Source organism: Cupriavidus laharis (assembly GCF_914271435.1).
Classification (GTDB): Bacteria; Pseudomonadota; Gammaproteobacteria; order Burkholderiales; family Burkholderiaceae; genus Cupriavidus; species Cupriavidus laharis.
In genome coordinates, this window is sequence record NZ_CAJZAI010000004.1 from 511,227 (window position 1) to 528,743 (window position 17,517).

Sequence of the window (17,517 nt, forward strand, 5' to 3'; positions counted from 1 at the left end):
ACGGCGGGCCGGCCGGCAGCATAAAGCCGGCCGCCCGATCCTGCATACTTTCGGTCGAAACCGGGGAGCGCCCGGGCATGCATGTGCCCGGCAGGACGGCGCTCGCCCTTGTTCAAACCGGATGGCCGCGCCGCGTCGCAGCCGGATTGAAGGATAAGTTGTGGAATTCTTCGTCATCTCCCTGCTGAACGGCATCAGCTACGGGCTGCTGCTGTTCATGCTCTCTTCGGGCCTCACCCTGATCTTCAGCATGATGGGCGTGCTCAATTTCGCGCACGCCAGCTTCTACATGCTCGGGGCCTACTTTGCCTATACCGTTGCCAGCAAGATCGGATTCTGGCCGGCGCTGATCCTGGCGCCGCTGCTGGTGGCGTTTGCCGGCGCGCTGGTGGAACGCTTCGGCCTGCGCACCGTGCACAAGTACGGACACGTGGCGGAACTGCTGTTCACGTTCGGGCTGGCCTACCTGATCGAGGAAGGCGTCAAGCTCGTATGGGGCCTGGCCGCGGTGCCGTACCGCATCCCGGCCGAACTGGACGGGCCGCTGTTCACGGTGTTTACCTCGTCGTTCCCGAAGTACCGCGCCTTCATGATGCTGGTGTCGCTGGGCATGCTGGTCGCGATCTATCTCGTGCTCACGCGTACGCGCATCGGCCTGGTGATCCAGGCGGCGCTGACACATCCGGAGATGGTGGAGGCGCTCGGCCACAACGTGCCGCGCGTGTTCATGATGGTTTTCGGCGGCGGCGCGGCGCTGGCCGGGCTGGCCGGCGTCATCGGCGGCAACGCCTTTGTCACCGAGCCGTCGATGGCGGCGGCGGTCGGCTCGATCGTCTTCGTGGTGGCGGTGGTGGGCGGCATGGGCTCTCTGGTGGGGGCGTTCATCGCGTCCATCCTGATCGGGGTGCTGCAGACTTTCGCGGTGACCATCGATGCCTCGCTGGCCGGCCTCTTCGGCAGCCTCGGGCTGGCCGTCAGCGACACGACGCCGTTCTATTCACTGTGGAAGCTGACCGTGGCCCAGGTGGCGCCGGTGCTGCCTTACCTGCTGCTGGTGCTGATGCTGATCTTCCGCCCGCGCGGCCTGATGGGAACCCGGGAGAGCTGAGCCATGGGAATCGAATCGACGATGGAACAACGCCGTGAGCCGGTGGTGACCGGCCGTACCCTGCGCTACAAGCCGCTGAACCTGGCACGCTGGCTGATCTGGTGCGTGACCGTGCTGGTGATGCTGGTGCTGCCGCTGATCTTCAGCGGCGGGTTTGCCATCACCCTGATGTCCCAGATGGGCATCATGATCATCTTCGCCCTGTCATACAACATGCTGCTCGGCCAGACCGGCATGCTGTCGTTCGGACACGCGGTGTATTCGGGCCTGGGCGCCTTCATTGCCGTGCATGTCCTCAATATGGTGGGGGCGGGCACGGTGTGGCTGCCGGTGTCGATGCTGCCGCTGGTGGGCGGCCTGGCCGGGGCGTTCTTCGGCGTGCTGTTCGGCTACGTGACCACGAAGAAGTCGGGCACCACCTTCGCCATGATCACCATGGGCATCGGCGAGATGGTGTTCGCCAGTTCACTGATGTTCCCGGAGTTCTTCGGTGGCGAAGGCGGCATCTCGACCAACCGCGTGGTGGGAGATCCCTTCCTTGGCATCAGCTTCGGTCCCGGTCGCCAGGTGTACTACCTGATTGCGGCCTGGTGCCTGGTGTCGATGGTGGCGATGTATGCGTGGACGCAGACGCCGCTTGGCCGCATCGCCAACGCGGTGCGCGATAATCCCGAGCGCGTCGAGTTCATCGGCTACAACACGCAGCGCGTGCGCTACCTGGTGCTGATCCTGTCGGCGTTTTTCGCCGGCATCTCGGGCGCGCTGTCGGCGATCAACTTCGAGATCGTCTCGGCCGAGAACGTCAGCGCGGTGCGCTCCGGCGGCGTGCTGCTCGCGGCGTTCATCGGTGGTGCGGGCGTGTTCTTCGGGCCCATCATCGGCGCGGTGGTCTTCATGCTGTTTGCGGTGGCGCTGTCGGACCTGACCAAGGCCTGGCTGCTGTACCTGGGCCTGTTCTTCGTGCTGATGGTGATGTTCGTGCCGGGCGGCATCGCCAGCCTGCTGCTGATGCAGATGCCGCTGGTGGCGAAGGGCAAGTTCAGGCAGATGCTGCCGTCCTATGGGCGCGCGGCCGCGGCCGGCGTGGTGTTGCTGGCGGCCATGATCCTGACCGTGGAACTGGTCTACAAGGTCCAGGTCGACAGCGCCAACGGCACCGACATGTCGCTGTTCGGCATTGGCTTCGACGCTGGCACGCCGGTGCCCTGGGCGGTGGCTGCCGTGCTGTGGGTGGCCGGGCTGCTGGCGTGGCGCATGGCGGCGGCGCGGGTGCGCGCCGCATGGGACAAGGTGCAGATGGAAATCGCGGGAGGCAAGGCATGACAGCGGCGCTGGAACTGACCGATGTGCGCAAGAAGTTCGGCCAGACGGAAATCATCCGCGGCGTGAACCTGACCATCCCGCGCGGCGAGCGCCACGCGCTGATCGGCCCCAACGGCGCCGGCAAATCGACCACCTTCAACCTGATCTCGGGGCGCTTTGCTCCCAGCAGCGGCTCGGTGCGCCTCAACGGGCAGGAGATCGGCGGCCTGCAGCCTTTTGCCATCAATCGCATGGGGCTGTCGCGCAGCTTCCAGATCACCAATATCTTCCACCGCCTGTCGGTGTTCGAGAACCTGCGCTGCGCGGTGCTCTGGTCGCTCGGCTACAAGTACTCGTTCTGGCACCGCCTGTCAGCGTTGCGCGATGCGCGCGAGCGCGCCGACGAGGTGCTGGAGCTGATCGGCATGCACCACCGGCGCGACACGCAGGCGGGGTTGCTGACCTACGCGGAGCAGCGCGCGCTGGAAATCGGCATCACGATCGCCGGCGGCGCCGAGGTGATCCTGCTCGACGAACCCACGGCCGGCATGAGCCGCTCGGAATCGGACCATGCGGTGGAGCTGATCCGCAAGGTCACCGCAGGCAAGACGCTGGTGATGGTCGAGCACGACATGAGCGTGGTGTTCGGGCTGGCTGACCGCATCTCGGTGCTGGTCTACGGCGAGGTGATCGCCACCGACACGCCGCAGGCCATCCGCAACAACCGCAAGGTCAAGGAGGCCTACCTGGGCACTACCCTGGACGAAGCCGCCACCGAAGGAGCGCACTGATGGCAAAGCGCATGCTGGACGTCAAGGGCCTGCACGCCTACTACGGCAAGAGCCATATCCTCCACGGGGTGGACGCGCATGTCGACGAGGGCGAGATCGTCGCACTGCTCGGGCGCAACGGCGTGGGCCGCTCGACCATGGCCAAGGCCATCCTCGGCATGGTCAAGGCAGAGGGATCCGTACGCTTGCGCGACGAGGAGATCCTCGGGCGCCGTACCTTCGAGATCGCGCACCTTGGCATTGGCTACGTGCCGGAGAACCGTGACATCTTTCCGACGCTGACGGTGCGGCAGAACCTGCTGCTGGGCGAGAAGCGCAATCCGAGCCAGGCCAAACCGCGTTGGTCCATCAACGACATGTTCGACATGTTTCCGCGGCTGAAGGAGCGTGAGAACACGGCAGCAGGCGTGCTGTCAGGCGGCGAGCAGCAGATGCTGACGCTGTGCCGCACGCTGATGGGAGACCCTGACCTGATCCTGATCGACGAGCCGACCGAGGGTCTGGCGCCGATGATCGTGACGCTGGTGGGCGACTACCTCAAGACGCTGAAGGAGCGGGGGGTGTCGGTGCTGCTGATCGAGCAGAAACTGGCCATTGCGCTCGATATTTCGCAGCGCGTGTACGTGATGGGCCACGGGCACATCGTGTTCGAAGGCACGCCGGCGGAGCTGAAGGCGAATGCGCAGGTGCGTAAGGAGTGGCTGGAGGTGTAGGGGGGCGGCCAGCCGGGGCCATTCCCGGCGGCCGCGCCGGGCGTCACACTGTTGCCATCTGCTTGTCGGCGAGCGCCGCCGCCTTCGGCAACTCGAACGGCATATCCTCATAGTCGATCAGCCGCGTCTTCCTGACGATGCGGTACCCCAGCCACAGCGCCAGGAACACCGGCACGCCGATATAGGTGGCGATGATCTCGGACCAGCGGTTCGGAATGTCCGTGAAGGCCTGATAGTTCTGGCCCGCCACGATCACCAGGCACAGCACGCCGGCAAAGATTGGCCCGAACGGATAGAGCGGCGAGCGGTAGGCCAGCGCGCTGACGTCATGGCCCTGGTAGACCAGCCCGCGGCGGAAGCGGTAGTGGCTGAGGGCGATGCCGAACCACGCAAAGAAACCTGTCATGGCCGAGGTGTTCAGCAGCCACAGGTACACGGCCTTGTCGCCGAACAACGAGCTGAAGAAGCACAGGGCGCCAATGGCGGTGGTGACCAGCAGCGCATTGAGTGGCACGCCGCTTACGGTCAGCTTGCCGAGCCAGCGCGGCGCGCGGCCGCTGACGGCCAGGCCGTAGAGAATGCGCGTGGAAACATACATGCTCGACGTGCCCGCCGACAGCAGCGCGGTCAGCACCACGGCATTCATCAGGCCCGCGGCAAAGGCCAGCCCCGCGTGGCGGAACACCAGGGCGAACGGGCTGACGCCGACGTCGGTCACGTCATTGCGCAGCAGGTTCGGGTCGGTATAGGGAATCAGCACACCGATGATCAGGATGGCGATCACGTAGAACAGCAGGATGCGCCAGAAGGTCTGGCGAATGGCGCGCGGGATGGTCTGGGCCGGATTCTCCGCTTCGCCCGCCGCCACGCCGACCGTTTCGGTGCCCTGAAACGAGAACCCAGCGATCATCGCCACGCCGATCATGGCCGGTATGCCGCCCACGAACGGCGCGTCGCCGATGGTGAAGTTGTGCCAGCCGGACTGCGGGCCACCTTTCATGATGCCGAAGATCATCAGCAGGCCCACGCCCAGGAACACGATCACCGTGATGACCTTGATCAGCGCGAACCAGTACTCGGCCTCGCCGAATCCGCGCACCGAGAACGCGTTGAGCGCGAACATCAGCAGCAGGAAGCCTGCGCTCCAGGCCACGCCGGGCATGCCGGGAAACCAGTACTGCATCACGAGCTGCGCCGCCGTGAGTTCCACGGCAATGGTCACGGCCAGGCTGAACCAGTAGTTCCAGCCGAGCGCAAAGCCGAAACCTTCATCGACGTAGAGCGCGCTGTAGGTGACGAAGGAACCTGCCACGGGCATATGAACGGCCAGTTCGCCGAGGCTGGTCATCAGGCAGTACACCATGAAGCCGAGCAGGGCATACATCAGCAAGGCGCCGCCCGGGCCGGCCTGTGCGATCGAAGCGCCCGACGCGACGAACAGCCCGGTGCCGACGGCGCCGCCGATAGCGATCATGGTCAGATGGCGCGCCTTGAGCTTGCGCTGGAGGTCGTCATGCTCGACGACCGGATGCTGGTGGGGATGAGGGTGGGAGTGGGAAGACATCAGGGTCGCTGGAACTTCGCCTGCCTGGACGTCTTTTGGATGTCCGGGGCTGAAAAACGAAAAGTCGCGAGTCTAACGCGTCTTTTTTCGCGGATCGCCCGCCGGCGTCAAATAAAGTCGCATACTGGCCCTGATTTACCACGGGGCGCGCGTGAAAGTGCCGTAACCAGCATGAGCGGCTTCAGCAATTTCTTGTCTGGCCAAGGGTTTTCCCAGGGCGCAAACGGGAGACTCATGCATGCGGCGAAGGGGTGAAATAAAGCGCGCGCATGGCCGCCGAATTGCGTCGAAATTAAAATTGAACGACCGTGCTATTTTGTGTATGCTGTGTTTCGCCCGTTGGGTGAAACGCTTGTCAGGCGCGGAAATGCGGAGGGTTTACCCTTCGATAACGGCTCCGGCCGCGGACAGTGGAACGGTCGAAACAGGCCGGCAATGCAGCAAAAGACCATATTCGAGAATTCGAATCCCGAGACAACCCAAGACACCAAAGGAACCAGCATGACAGCGCAGTATCAGGTTCAGGACGGCGTAGCCGTCATCACGCTCGACAATCCTCCTGTCAACGGCCTGGGTCACAGCACCCGGCTTGGCATCGTCGATGGCATGACCCGTGCGCTGGACGATGCGGCCGTCAAGGCCATCGTCATCACCGGCGCCGGCAAGGCATTCTCGGGCGGCGCCGATATCCGCGAATTCAATACACCCAAGGCCACGCAGGAGCCGACGCTGCATTCGGTGATCCGCGTGATCGAGGGTTCGTCCAAGCCGGTGGTGGCGGCAGTCCACTCGGTGGCGATGGGCGGTGGCCTGGAACTGGCGCTGGGCTGCAACTACCGCGTGGCGTCGAAGGGCGCGCAGATCGCGCTGCCGGAAGTCAAGCTGGGCCTGCTGCCCGGCGCCGGCGGCACGCAGCGCCTGCCGCGCGTGATCGGCCTGGAAGCGGCCGCCAACATGATCGTGTCGGGCACCGCCGTGCCGTCCGAGAAGTTTGCCGGCACCAAGCTGTTCGATGAAATCGTCGATGGTGACGTGCTGCCTGCTGCGGTCAAGTTCGCGCAGAACGTTGCCGCGGCGCCTGGCCCGTACCCGAAAGTGCGCGACCTGAAGGTCCGTCACGAGAATCCGGAGGGCTTCCTCGGCTTTGCCAAGACCACCGTGGCTGCCATGGCCAAGAACTTCCCGGCGCCGCTGAAGTGCCTGGAAGCCGTGGCCGGTTCGCTCAAGCCGTTCGAGCAAGGCCTGAAGGAAGAGCGCGATGGCTTCCTGTACCTGGTGACCACGCCGGAATCGCGTGCGCTGCGCCACGCCTTCTTCGGTGAGCGCGCCGCGAGCAAGATCCCCGACGTGCCGTCGGACACGCCGACCCGCAAGATCGAGAAGGTCGCCGTGATCGGCGCCGGTACCATGGGTGGCGGCATCAGCATGAACTTCCTGAACGCCGGCATTCCGGTCACGATCCTGGAAACCAAGCAGGAAGCGCTGGATCGCGGCGTGGGCATCATCCGCAAGAACTACGAGAACAGCGCCAAGAAGGGCAAGCTGACCCAGGAGAAGGTCGAGCAGCGCATGGGCCTGCTGTCGACCACGCTGTCCTATGACGACATCAAGGACGCCGACATGGTCATCGAGGCCGTGTTCGAAGAGATGGGCGTCAAGGAAATCGTCTTCAAGAAGCTGGACGAAGTGATGAAGCCCGGCGCAATCCTGGCTTCGAACACCTCCACGCTCGACGTGGACAAGATCGCCTCGTTCACCCGGCGTCCGGAGGACGTGGTTGGCATGCACTTCTTCAGCCCGGCCAACGTGATGAAGCTGCTCGAGGTGGTGCGCGGCGCCAAGACCGGCAAGGACGTGCTGGCCACGGTGATGGCGATCGGCAAGAAGATCAAGAAGACCGCCGTGGTGTCTGGCGTGTGCGATGGCTTCATCGGCAACCGCATGATCGAGCAGTACAGCCGCCAGGCCGGCTACCTGCTGGACGAAGGCGCGCTGCCGGAACAGGTGGACAAGGCCATCGAGAAGTTCGGTTTCGCCATGGGGCCGTTCCGCATGGGCGACCTGGCCGGCAACGACATCGGCTGGGCCATCCGCAAGCGCCGCGCCGTGGACAAGCCGGACATCCAGTACTCGAAGACCGCTGACCTGCTGTGCGAAATGGGCCGCTATGGCCAGAAAACCGGTGCCGGCTGGTACGACTACAAGGCGGGCGACCGCAAGCCGTACCCGAACCAGCAGGTCAACGACATGATCGTGCAGCACTCGAAGGATCTGGGCATCACGCGCCGCAAGATTTCCGACGAGGAGATCGTCGAACGCCTGGTGTTTGCGCTGGTCAACGAAGGCGCGAAGATCCTGGAAGAGGGCATTTCGTCCAAGGCCTCGGATATCGACATGGTGTACCTGACCGGCTACGGTTTCCCGCTGTTCCGTGGCGGCCCGATGCTGTATGCCGACCAGGTTGGCCTCTACAACGTGGCGCTTGCCATGAAGAAGTACGCCAAGGGCTACCACGGGGAGGCCTGGCAAGTGGCACCGCTGCTGCAGAAGCTGGCGGACGAAGGCAAGGGCTTCAACGACTGAGGCCCGGGCCGCAGCAAGGCTGACGGAGGCGAACATGAGACCCGGTCCGGATGACTGCCTGCTGGTGGTCGACGTGCAGAACGACTTCATGCCCGGCGGCGCGCTTGCCGTGCCGCATGGCGACGAGGTCGTGCCTGTCATCAACCGGCTGGCGCCTGCGTTTTCGCACGTGGTGCTGACACAGGACTGGCACCCGGCGGACCATGTCTCGTTCGCCGCCAACCATGCCGGCGCGGAGCCGTTCCAGATGCTCGCGCTGCCGTACGGCCAGCAGGTGCTGTGGCCGGTCCACTGCGTGCAGGACACACCGGGTTCGGCGTTTCATGCCGGGCTCGACGTGCCCCATGCCAGGCTGGTGATCCGCAAGGGCCACCACACCGGCGTGGACAGCTACTCCGCCTTCCTGGAGGCGGACCGCAGCACGCGTACCGGACTGGCCGGCTACCTGCGCGAGCACGGCGTGAAACGCGTGTTCCTGGCCGGGCTTGCGACCGACTACTGCGTGGCGTGGAGCGCGCTGGATGCGCGTGCCGCGGGCTTCGAAGCCGTGGTGATCGAGGACGCCTGCCGTGCCATCGACCTGAACGGGTCGCTGGCGCAGGCGTGGCAGGACCTTGCCGCCGCTGGCGTCACGCGCATCCGCTCGGCCGAACTGCTGCAAGCCCAGAGCTGAACCGAACCAACCGAACTGAAAGACACCAAGATTCCGAGGAGCAAGACATGAACGAGGCAGTCATCGTATCCACCGCCCGCACCGGGCTGGCCAAGAGCTGGAAGGGCGCGTTCAACATGACCCATGGCGCCACGCTGGGCGGCCACGCCGTGGAGCACGCCATTGCGCGCGCCAAGATCGAAGCCGGCGAAGTGGAAGACGTGCTGATGGGCTGTGCCAATCCCGAAGGCGCCACCGGCACCAACATTGCCCGCCAGATTGCGCTGCGCGCCGGCTGCCCGGTCACCGTGCCGGGGGCGACCGTGAACCGCTTCTGCTCGTCCGGCCTGCAGACCATTGCCATGGCCGCGCAGCGCGTGATCGCCGATGAAGGCGATATCTTCGTCGCTGGCGGCGTGGAAAGCATCTCGTGCGTGCAGGCGGAAATGAACCGCCACATGATCGCCGACCCGTGGCTGGTCAAGAACAAGCCTGAAATCTACTGGAACATGCTCCAGACCGCCGAGAACGTGGCCAAGCGCTACAACATCTCGAAGGAGCGCCAGGACGAGTATGGCGTGCGCAGCCAGCAGCGCGCCGCCGCCGCCCAGGAAGCCGGCAAGTTCAAGGACGAGATCGTGCCGATCACCGTGCTCGCGGGCGTGGCCGACAAGTCCACGGGCCAGCTGGTCACGAAGGAAGTGACGCTGGACCGCGACGAAGGCATCCGCGGCGACACCACGCTGGAAGGCGTGTCGAAGATCCGCACCGCCGTGCCGGGTGGCGTGGTCACGGCGGGCAATGCTTCGCAGTTCTCGGACGGCGCCTCGGCCGCCGTCGTGATGAATGCGCGCGTCGCCGCCGCCAAGGGCCTGCAGCCGCTGGGCGTGTTCCGCGGCTTTGCCGTGGCTGGTTGCGAGCCCGATGAAATGGGCATCGGCCCGGTGTTCGCGGTGCCCAAGCTGCTGAAGAAGGCCGGCCTGAAGGTCGACGACATCGGCCTGTGGGAACTGAACGAAGCGTTCGCCGTGCAGGTGCTGTACTGCGCCGACAAGCTGGGCATCCCGATGGATCGCCTGAACGTGAACGGCGGCGCCATCGCCGTGGGCCACCCGTACGGCGTGTCGGGTGCCCGCCTGGTCGGCCATGCGCTGATCGAGGGCAAGCGCCGCGGCGTGAAGTACGTGGTGGTCACCATGTGCATCGGCGGCGGGCAGGGCGCGGCTGGGCTGTTCGAAGTGCTGTAACGGTTGACCGCTTGTTTGCTCCCCTCTCCCGCTTGCGGGAGAGGGAGCACGCTCGTAGTCATTCCACGCCAGCCGCTCCAGCAAGCGCAATATCGCTCCGAGGTCATTCCCTTCCAGCAGGGTTTTCTCGCAACCCCGGACGCACCAGCAAGACAAAAGAATTCGCGGTACGCCAAGCAGCGCACCGCATGGAGACATGATGTCGCTGATCCTTTCCCGCCGTGACCTGAACTTCGTGCTCTACGAATGGCTCAAGGCCGACGAGCTGACCCGCATTCCGCGCTACGCAGACCACTCGCGCGAGACCTTCGACGCAGCGCTGGACACCTGCGAGAAGATCGCCACCGACCTGTTCGCGCCGCACAACAAGAAGAACGACCAGCAGGAACCCGAATTCGACGGCGAGACCGTCACCATCATCCCCGAGGTCGGCTCTGCGCTGAAGGCCTTCTGCGAGGCCGGCCTGATGGCGGCAGGGCAGGACTACGAACTCGGCGGCATGCAGCTGCCGGTACTGGTGGAGAAAGCCGGCTTCGCCTACTTCAAGGGCGCCAATGTCGGCACGAGTTCCTATCCGTTCCTGACCATCGGCAACGCCAACCTGCTGCTGACGCACGGCACGCCCGCGCAGATCGACACCTTCGTCAAGCCGGAAATGGAAGGCCGCTTCTTCGGCACTATGTGCCTGTCGGAGCCGCAGGCGGGTTCGTCGCTGTCCGATGTCACCACGCGTGCCGAATACGAAGGCGAATCGCCACTGGGCGCGCAATACCGGCTGCGCGGCAACAAGATGTGGATCTCGGCCGGCGAGCATGAACTGTCGGACAACATCGTCCACCTGGTGCTTGCCAAGATTCCGGGTCCGGACGGCAAGCTGGTCCCTGGCGTGAAGGGCATCTCGCTGTTCATCGTGCCAAAGTACCTCGTCAACGCGGATGGCTCGCTCGGCGAACACAACGACGTGGTGCTGGCCGGCCTGAACCACAAGATGGGCTATCGCGGCACCACCAACTGCCTGCTGAATTTCGGCGAGGGCATGAAGTACCAGCCGGGCGGCAAGGCCGGCGCAATCGGCTATCTGGTCGGCGAGCCCGGCAAGGGCCTGGCCTGCATGTTCCACATGATGAACGAGGCCCGCATCGGCGTAGGTTTGGGCGCGGTGATGCTGGGCTACACCGGCTACCTGCATGCTGTGGACTATGCGCGCAACCGTCCGCAGGGCCGCCCGGTCGGTCCCGGCGGCAAGGACCCTGCCAGCCCGCAGGTGAAGCTCGTCGAGCATGCCGATATCCGCCGCATGCTGCTGGCGCAGAAGAGCTATGTCGAAGGCGGCCTCGCGCTGAACCTGTACTGCGCGAAGCTGGTCGACGAGGAGCGCGCCGCGGCTGGTGACGCGGCTGCGCACGAACGGTTGGCGCTGCTGCTGGACATCCTGACCCCAATCGCCAAGAGCTGGCCGTCGCAGTGGTGCCTGGAAGCGAACAACCTGGCCATCCAGGTGCATGGCGGCTACGGCTATACCCGCGAATACAACGTCGAGCAGTTCTACCGCGACAACCGTCTCAACCCGATCCACGAAGGCACGCACGGCATCCAGGGCCTGGACCTGCTGGGCCGCAAGGTGGTGATGAAGGATGGAGCCGCGTTCCGCCTGCTGGGCGAGCGTGTGCAGGAGACCTGCCAACGCGCACTGTCGACAGGCGAGGCGCAACTCGCCAGCCAGGCGCGCGCGCTGGGCAGCGCCGCCACGCGCCTGGCCGAGGTGACAAAGATGCTGTGGAGCGCCGGCGATGCCAATGTGACACTGGCCAACGCCAGCATTTACCTGGAAGCATTCGGCCACGTTGTGGTCGCATGGATCTGGCTGGAGCAGGCGCTGGTCGCGCACGCCGCGCTGGGCGGCGGTGCCAGTGGAGAGGATGAGGCGTTCTATCGCGGCAAGCTGGCCGCGGCGGCGTACTTCTCTCGCTGGGAACTGCCCAAGGTCGCGCCACAGTTCGACCTGCTGGCTTCGCTGGACCGCACCACGCTCGACATGCAGGACGCCTGGTTCTGACCGGCGCCGAATCTGACCGACATCGGGAACATCAAGGAAGAGACACATGCGTACCATCCAGCAATTGTTTGACCTGAAGGGCCGTACCGCGCTGATCACCGGCGGTTCGCGTGGGCTTGGCCTGCAGATCGCCGAAGCGCTCGGCGAGCAGGGCGCGCGCGTCGTGCTGTCCGCGCGCAAGGCGGACGAACTGCAGTCCGCGCAGGCGCATCTGAAATCGCGCGGCATCGAAGCCGACTGGATCGCTGCCGACGGCGCGCAGGAGGCCGATATCGCCCGCCTCGCCGACGAAGCGCTCGCGAAGCTCGGCCATGTCGATATCCTCGTCAACAATGCCGGCGCTACGTGGGGCGCTCCCGCCGAGGACCACCCGGTCGAAGCCTGGGACAAGGTGATGAACCTGAACATCCGCGGCCTGTTCCTGCTGACGCAGCGTATCGGCAAGCTGTCGATGATCCCGCGCCGTTACGGCCGCGTCATCAACGTCGCGTCGATTGCCGGCCTGGCGGGCAACCCCCCGGGGTCGATGGAAACGATTGCCTACAATACCTCCAAGGGCGCCGTGGTCAATTTCACGCGCACGCTGGCAGGCGAATGGGGCGAGCACAACATCACCGTCAACGCGCTGGCGCCGGGCTTCTTCCCGTCGAAGATGACCAAGGGTTCGCTGGATCGTATGGGCGTGGATGCCATGTGCGCGGGCGTGCCGCTGCACCGCCTGGGCGACGACGAAGACCTGAAGGGCGCCGCGCTGCTGTTCGCGAGCGACGCCGGCAAGCACATCACCGGCCAGATCCTGGCCGTGGACGGCGGCGTCAGCGCAGTCTGAGGGCCATCCGCGCACTGTCCGAGCGATAGTCGAAGTTTGCGGCAATAATGCGGAACCGGTGTCGGCGGCACGGCTTGCCGCCGGCACCACACCATCCCCCACACTGACTCGCATTGCCATGAACCAGTACACCGGCTCGCTGAGCCATATCCCCTTCCTTGCCGATCTCGGCGTGACCTGCACCCTGGCGGAAGGCGGACGCAGCGAGATCTCGCTGCCGATCGAGAAGCGCCACCAGAACAGCTGGGACATGGCACACGGCGGCGTGATCATGACGCTGCTCGACGTGGCCATGGCGATCGCCGGCCGCAGCAGCGATGCCGACGGCCGCGGCGTGGTCACCATCGAGATGAAGAGCAGCTTCATGGCGCCGGGGCGCGGCCACCTGACCGCGCGCGGCACTACCGTGCACCGCACCACCACCATGGTGTTCTGCGAGGCCGAGATCGTCGACGCCGACGGCAAGACCGTGGCGCGGAGCTCGGGCACGTTCAAGTACATCCGGCGCATGCCGCCGCAGCGTCCGGGCGCCACCGATACCGGCGCCGACGGCTGAGGGCCGGCGCCGCAAGCACATGGGGGCGGCTCGGCCGTCCCTGCATCGCAACCCAGTTTCCACACAGTCTCCTGCAGTCTTCCGCGGTTTTCCGCAGTTTTCCAACTCCCATTGGAAGGACCCGACCATGTCCAACACATTCAAGCGCATCGTCCTGGCATCGCGTCCCGAAGGCGCGGTGACGCCCGCCAACTTCCGCCTGGAGGAAGTGCCCGTTCCGCAGATTGCCGACGGCCAGGTGCTAGTGCGCAACCACTACCTGTCGCTGGACCCGTACATGCGCGGCCGCATGAACGACAGCAAGTCCTACGCCGCACCGCAGCCGCTCAATGAGGTGATGATCGGCGGTACGGTCGGCGAAGTCGTGGCCAGCAAGAACAGCAAGTTCAAGGTTGGCGACAAGGTGGTCGGCATGTTCGGCTGGCAGGAGATGGGCGTTAGCGACGGTACGGGCCTGCAACCCGTGGATACCACGCATCTTCCGCTGTCGGCCTACCTGGGTTCGGTCGGCATGCCGGGCGTGACGGCGTGGTACGGCCTGAACAAGATCATCCAGCCCAAGGCGGGGCAGACCGTGGTGGTCAGCGCCGCGTCGGGTGCGGTCGGCAGCGTGGTCGGGCAGTTGGCGAAGCTGGCCGGCTGCCGTGCCGTGGGCTTTGCCGGCGGCAAGGACAAGTGCGATTACGTGGTCAATGAGCTCGGCTTCGATGCGTGTATCGACTACAAGGCGGCCAAGGACGCCAAGGAGCTCTACACGATGCTCAAGGCCGCCACGCCTGATGGCATTGACGGCTACTTCGAGAACGTCGGCGGCGACATCCTCGATGCCGTGCTGACGCGCATGAATGCGTTCGGCCGCATCGCCATGTGCGGCATGATCGCGGGCTATGACGGGCAGCCGCTGCCGCTGAAGAACCCGCAGCTGATCCTGGTGTCGCGCCTGACCATCGAGGGCTTTATCGTTTCCGAACACATGGAGGTGTGGCCGCAGGCGCTGAAGGAGCTGGGCACGGCTGTCGCGCAGGGCAAGATCAAGTTCCGCGAATCGGTCGCACAGGGACTCGAAAGCGCGCCGGAAGCGTTCATGGGCCTGCTCAAGGGCAAGAACTTCGGCAAGCAGTTGGTGAAGCTGGTGTAAGCGGTACAGGCGTTGCCGGCCCTGCGCGGCCGGCCGTCCCGTATGGAACGACAACCACAGGAGACACCGATGCACGCACCGCAAGCCCGGCCAGCACCCGACGACGAGATCGGCGCCGGCCTGTCCGAAGAGGTCAAGGCCCGCTACCGCAACCTGCCGCGCCCGCCGCAGTTCGATACGCCGGCGCAGGAACGCCTGCACCGCAAGCAGCGCCTGGCTGCGGCGTTCCGGCTGTTCTCGAAGTTCGGTTTCGACGAAGGCGTCGCGGGACACATCACCGCGCGCGATCCCGAGTTCGGCGACACCTTCTGGGTCAACCCGTTCGGCGTGCATTTCAGCCAGGTGAAGGTGTCGAACCTGATCCGCTGCGACCACCACGGCAATGTGGTGGAAGGCGATTACCCGGTCAACGCGGCCGCCTTCGCGATCCATTCGCGCGTGCACCAGACCCGGCCTGATGCCGTGGCCGCGGCGCATTCGCACAGCACGTATGGCCGCGCTTGGTCCACGCTGGGCCGTCCGCTTGATCCGCTCACGCAGGACGTCTGCGCGTTCTACAACGACCACGCAGTCTATGACGACTTCGGCGGCGTGGTGGTGGAGCTGGACGAAGGCCAGCGCATCGCCAACGCGCTGGGACCGAACAAGGCCGCCATCCTGCAGAACCACGGGCTGCTGACGGTTGGCAAGACCGTCGATGAAGCCGCATGGTGGTTCATCACCATGGAGCGTTCCTGCCAGGTGCAGTTGCTGGCCGAGGCCGCTGCCGCGCGCACCAATGCGCCGCTCAAGCTCATCTCGGACGCGGCCGCACGCCAGGCCTATTCGATCGTCGGTACCGTGCAGGCGGGCTGGTTCCAGTTCCAGCCGCTGTACGCCCGCATCGTCAAAGAGCAGCCCGACCTGCTGGACTGAAGCCGGCCGGCCGCCGAGCCGGGACAGAGACAGGTCCGGTCAGGACCAGGACATAGCGAGAGAGGGGAACGACGTCATGAAGCAATTCGAAGGCAGGGTGGCTGTCATCACCGGCGGCGCGTCGGGCTTTGGCAAGGAGTTTGCCCGCACCGGTGCGGCGCTCGGCATGAAGCTGGTGCTGGCGGATGTGCAGCAGGATGCGCTGGACGCAGCCGTGGCCGAATTGAAGGCGCAGGGTGCCGACGTGTTCGGCTTGCGCACCGATGTATCGCGAGGCGAACAGGTGCAGGCACTGGCCGATGCGGCCATGGAGCGATTCGGGCAGGTCAACCTGCTGTTCAACAACGCCGGCGTGGGCGCGGGCGGCCTGTTGTGGGAGAACTCGCTGAAGGACTGGGAATGGGTGCTGGGCGTGAACCTGTACGGCGTGATCCACGGCGTGCGCATCTTCACGCCGCTGATGCTGGCGGCGGCCGCGAAGGATCCGGCGTACCAGGCGCACATCGTCAACACAGCGTCGATGGCGGGCCTGCTCAGCCCACCGGCCATGGGTGTGTACAACGTCTCCAAGCACGCGGTGGTGACGCTGACCGAAACGCTGTACCAGGACCTCGGGCTGGTCACCGAGCAGGTGCGCTGCTCGGTGCTGTGCCCGTATTTCGTGCCGACCGGCATCAACCAGTCGCAGCGCAACCGGCCTGCGGATCTCGCCAACGACGTGCCGCCGACACGTTCGCAGATGGTGTCGCAGGCGCTGACGGACAAGGCGGTCAGCTCGGGCAAGGTCACGGCCGAGGACGTGGCACGGAAAACCTTCGATGCCATCCGCGAGGAAAGCTTCTATATTTATTCGCACCCGCAGGCCCTCGCACCGGTGCAGCAACGCTTCGAGGACATCATCGGCCAGCGCAATCCCGGCGATCCGTTCGCCGACAAGCCCGAGGTGCGCGCCGGCCTGGTTGCCGCGCTGCGCGGCTGACGCAACGCAACAAGCCAGACGAGGCCCGCGCATGGAGAACGCCATGACCGCCCCCGCCGTGATCCGCCATCTGCAGTTTGCCAGCCTGCCCAACGGCACGCGCCTGCACTACGCCAGCGCCGGGGAGCGCGGCAAGCCGCTGATGCTGTTCGTGCATGGATTTCCGGAATTCTGGTTCGAATGGGAGGCCCAGCTGGCCGAGTTCGGCCACACGTATTTTGCGGTCGCGCCGGACTTGCGCGGCTTCAACCTGTCGAGCAAGCCCGAGGCGGTGGAAGCCTACCGCCCGCGCCATATCGTCGAGGACCTGGTGCAGTTCGTCAGCGCGCTCGGCTACGAGCACTGCGTGGTGGTGGCGCACGACTGGGGCGGGGCGATCTGCTGGAACCTGGCCATCCAGTTCCCGCAGCTGGTCGAGCAACTGGTGATCATCAATTCGCCGCATCCCTACGTGTTCGCGAAGGCCCTGGCCACCGACCCGCAGCAGCAGGCGGCTTCGGCCTATATGAACTGGCTGCGCCGGCCGGGCTCGGAAGAAGTCCTCGCCGCCAACAATTTCGCCATGCTGGAAAGCATGCTCACGGCCAGCGGCGAGCAGCCCGCGCCGTGGTTCAGCGGCGAGACGCGGGAGAAATACCTGGCCGCGTGGGCCCTGCCCGGTGAGGGCGCGTCGCATTCGTTGTCGGGCGGCGTCAATTACTACCGCGCTTCGCCGATGCATCCTCCGGGGCCGGGCGAGCCGCCGCCGGACATTTCACGGCTCGATCCGGCCGCGTTCGTGGTGCGTGTGCCGACGCTCGTGATCTGGGGCGAGCGCGATCGTGCGCTGCCGAAGTCGCTGCTGGATGGGCTCGAACAGTTCGTGCCGGACATGCGGCTGGAGCGCATTCCGGACGGCACGCACTGGGTGGTCCATGAGCAGCCCGAACTGGTCAACCGGCTGATACGCGGCGCATTGAAGTAGGCGCGAAACCTGGCATTGCCATGTGGGCAGGATGACTGTGTGGGCATGCCTGGCCGGATCACCGGCGGGCCAACGGCGGGCGGCGCCGGCCCCGCGGGGGCCCCTGTAAGCGCGGGGGGG

Annotated in this window: 15 protein-coding genes; 14 read left to right on the forward strand and 1 reads right to left on the reverse strand. The window is 65.5% G+C overall.

Annotated features, from left to right (window positions below; all coding sequences use genetic code 11):
- Window positions 1-160 precede the first annotated feature (160 nt).
- Genes LDO29_RS12125 through LDO29_RS12140 form a run of 4 tightly spaced genes read left to right on the forward strand, consistent with a single transcriptional unit; the run spans window position 161 to window position 3,914 of the window.
- Window positions 161-1,108 (forward strand): branched-chain amino acid ABC transporter permease, encoded by a 948-nt coding sequence (locus LDO29_RS12125; protein WP_224080021.1) that lies wholly within the window; start codon window positions 161-163, stop codon window positions 1,106-1,108.
- A gap of 9 nt (window positions 1,109-1,117) precedes the next feature.
- Window positions 1,118-2,431, forward strand: a complete 1,314-nt coding sequence (locus LDO29_RS12130) for a branched-chain amino acid ABC transporter permease (RefSeq protein ID WP_396022657.1) — start codon at window positions 1,118-1,120, stop codon at window positions 2,429-2,431.
- On the forward strand, window positions 2,428-3,201 hold the full coding sequence (locus LDO29_RS12135; protein WP_224080023.1) for an ABC transporter ATP-binding protein: 774 nt from the start codon (window positions 2,428-2,430) through the stop codon (window positions 3,199-3,201). The genes LDO29_RS12130 and LDO29_RS12135 overlap by 4 nt, the downstream gene beginning before the upstream one ends.
- On the forward strand, window positions 3,201-3,914 hold the full coding sequence (locus LDO29_RS12140) for an ABC transporter ATP-binding protein (protein ID WP_224080024.1): 714 nt from the start codon (window positions 3,201-3,203) through the stop codon (window positions 3,912-3,914). The genes LDO29_RS12135 and LDO29_RS12140 overlap by 1 nt, the downstream gene beginning before the upstream one ends.
- Window positions 3,915-3,957: 43 nt before the next feature.
- Here LDO29_RS12140 and LDO29_RS12145 read toward each other — a convergent pair whose 3' ends face one another.
- Window positions 3,958-5,478, reverse strand: coding sequence for an amino acid permease (locus LDO29_RS12145; protein WP_224080025.1), 1,521 nt, complete (start codon window positions 5,476-5,478; stop codon window positions 3,958-3,960).
- Between the two features lie 501 nt (window positions 5,479-5,979).
- Here LDO29_RS12145 and LDO29_RS12150 point away from each other — a divergent pair.
- The 10 genes from LDO29_RS12150 (at window position 5,980) to LDO29_RS12195 (ending at window position 17,397) form a co-directional block, all read left to right on the forward strand.
- Window positions 5,980-8,061, forward strand: coding sequence for a 3-hydroxyacyl-CoA dehydrogenase NAD-binding domain-containing protein (locus LDO29_RS12150; protein ID WP_224080026.1), 2,082 nt, complete (start codon window positions 5,980-5,982; stop codon window positions 8,059-8,061).
- Window positions 8,062-8,095: 34 nt separating this feature from the next.
- The gene (gene pncA, locus LDO29_RS12155) at window positions 8,096-8,734 is read left to right on the forward strand and encodes a bifunctional nicotinamidase/pyrazinamidase (protein WP_224080027.1); all 639 of its coding nucleotides are present in this window, start codon (window positions 8,096-8,098) and stop codon (window positions 8,732-8,734) included.
- Window positions 8,735-8,781: 47 nt separating this feature from the next.
- Complete coding sequence (locus tag LDO29_RS12160) at window positions 8,782-9,960, forward strand: acetyl-CoA C-acyltransferase (RefSeq protein ID WP_224080028.1); 1,179 nt, start codon at window positions 8,782-8,784, stop codon at window positions 9,958-9,960.
- Between the two features lie 196 nt (window positions 9,961-10,156).
- Window positions 10,157-12,016 carry an acyl-CoA dehydrogenase gene (locus LDO29_RS12165; RefSeq protein ID WP_224080029.1) on the forward strand — a complete coding sequence of 620 codons (1,860 nt, stop codon included), beginning with the start codon at window positions 10,157-10,159 and terminating at the stop codon, window positions 12,014-12,016.
- A 46-nt stretch (window positions 12,017-12,062) separates the two neighbouring features.
- Window positions 12,063-12,845: an SDR family oxidoreductase gene (locus LDO29_RS12170; protein WP_224080030.1), complete on the forward strand. Its 783-nt coding sequence runs from the start codon at window positions 12,063-12,065 to the stop codon at window positions 12,843-12,845.
- Window positions 12,846-12,963: 118 nt separating this feature from the next.
- On the forward strand, window positions 12,964-13,401 hold the full coding sequence (locus tag LDO29_RS12175) for a PaaI family thioesterase (RefSeq protein ID WP_224080031.1): 438 nt from the start codon (window positions 12,964-12,966) through the stop codon (window positions 13,399-13,401).
- A 127-nt stretch (window positions 13,402-13,528) separates the two neighbouring features.
- Window positions 13,529-14,539: an NADP-dependent oxidoreductase gene (locus LDO29_RS12180; protein WP_224080032.1), complete on the forward strand. Its 1,011-nt coding sequence runs from the start codon at window positions 13,529-13,531 to the stop codon at window positions 14,537-14,539.
- A gap of 69 nt (window positions 14,540-14,608) precedes the next feature.
- Window positions 14,609-15,454 carry a class II aldolase/adducin family protein gene (locus tag LDO29_RS12185; protein ID WP_224080033.1) on the forward strand — a complete coding sequence of 282 codons (846 nt, stop codon included), beginning with the start codon at window positions 14,609-14,611 and terminating at the stop codon, window positions 15,452-15,454.
- A gap of 76 nt (window positions 15,455-15,530) precedes the next feature.
- A complete protein-coding gene (locus tag LDO29_RS12190) occupies window positions 15,531-16,433 on the forward strand; it encodes an SDR family oxidoreductase (protein ID WP_224080034.1) in 903 nt (300 codons plus the stop codon).
- 31 nt (window positions 16,434-16,464) lie between these two features.
- Window positions 16,465-17,397: an alpha/beta fold hydrolase gene (locus tag LDO29_RS12195; RefSeq protein ID WP_224080035.1), complete on the forward strand. Its 933-nt coding sequence runs from the start codon at window positions 16,465-16,467 to the stop codon at window positions 17,395-17,397.
- Window positions 17,398-17,517: the final 120 nt, after the last annotated feature.

What these genes read in the sequence shown, in the direction of transcription:
- LDO29_RS12140 (WP_224080024.1), top strand. Translation starts at nt 3,201, where the DNA reads ATGGCAAAGCGCATGCTGGACGTCAAGGGCCTGCACGCCTACTACGGC.
- LDO29_RS12165 (WP_224080029.1), top strand. Translation starts at nt 10,157, where the DNA reads ATGATGTCGCTGATCCTTTCCCGCCGTGACCTGAACTTCGTGCTCTAC.
- LDO29_RS12150 (WP_224080026.1), top strand. Translation starts at nt 5,980, where the DNA reads ATGACAGCGCAGTATCAGGTTCAGGACGGCGTAGCCGTCATCACGCTC.
- LDO29_RS12190 (WP_224080034.1), top strand. Translation starts at nt 15,531, where the DNA reads ATGAAGCAATTCGAAGGCAGGGTGGCTGTCATCACCGGCGGCGCGTCG.
- LDO29_RS12145 (WP_224080025.1), bottom strand. Translation starts at nt 5,478, where the DNA reads ATGTCTTCCCACTCCCACCCTCATCCCCACCAGCATCCGGTCGTCGAG.
- LDO29_RS12160 (WP_224080028.1), top strand. Translation starts at nt 8,782, where the DNA reads ATGAACGAGGCAGTCATCGTATCCACCGCCCGCACCGGGCTGGCCAAG.
- LDO29_RS12180 (WP_224080032.1), top strand. Translation starts at nt 13,529, where the DNA reads ATGTCCAACACATTCAAGCGCATCGTCCTGGCATCGCGTCCCGAAGGC.
- pncA (WP_224080027.1), top strand. Translation starts at nt 8,096, where the DNA reads ATGAGACCCGGTCCGGATGACTGCCTGCTGGTGGTCGACGTGCAGAAC.
- LDO29_RS12185 (WP_224080033.1), top strand. Translation starts at nt 14,609, where the DNA reads ATGCACGCACCGCAAGCCCGGCCAGCACCCGACGACGAGATCGGCGCC.
- LDO29_RS12175 (WP_224080031.1), top strand. Translation starts at nt 12,964, where the DNA reads ATGAACCAGTACACCGGCTCGCTGAGCCATATCCCCTTCCTTGCCGAT.
- LDO29_RS12170 (WP_224080030.1), top strand. Translation starts at nt 12,063, where the DNA reads ATGCGTACCATCCAGCAATTGTTTGACCTGAAGGGCCGTACCGCGCTG.
- LDO29_RS12195 (WP_224080035.1), top strand. Translation starts at nt 16,465, where the DNA reads ATGGAGAACGCCATGACCGCCCCCGCCGTGATCCGCCATCTGCAGTTT.
- LDO29_RS12135 (WP_224080023.1), top strand. Translation starts at nt 2,428, where the DNA reads ATGACAGCGGCGCTGGAACTGACCGATGTGCGCAAGAAGTTCGGCCAG.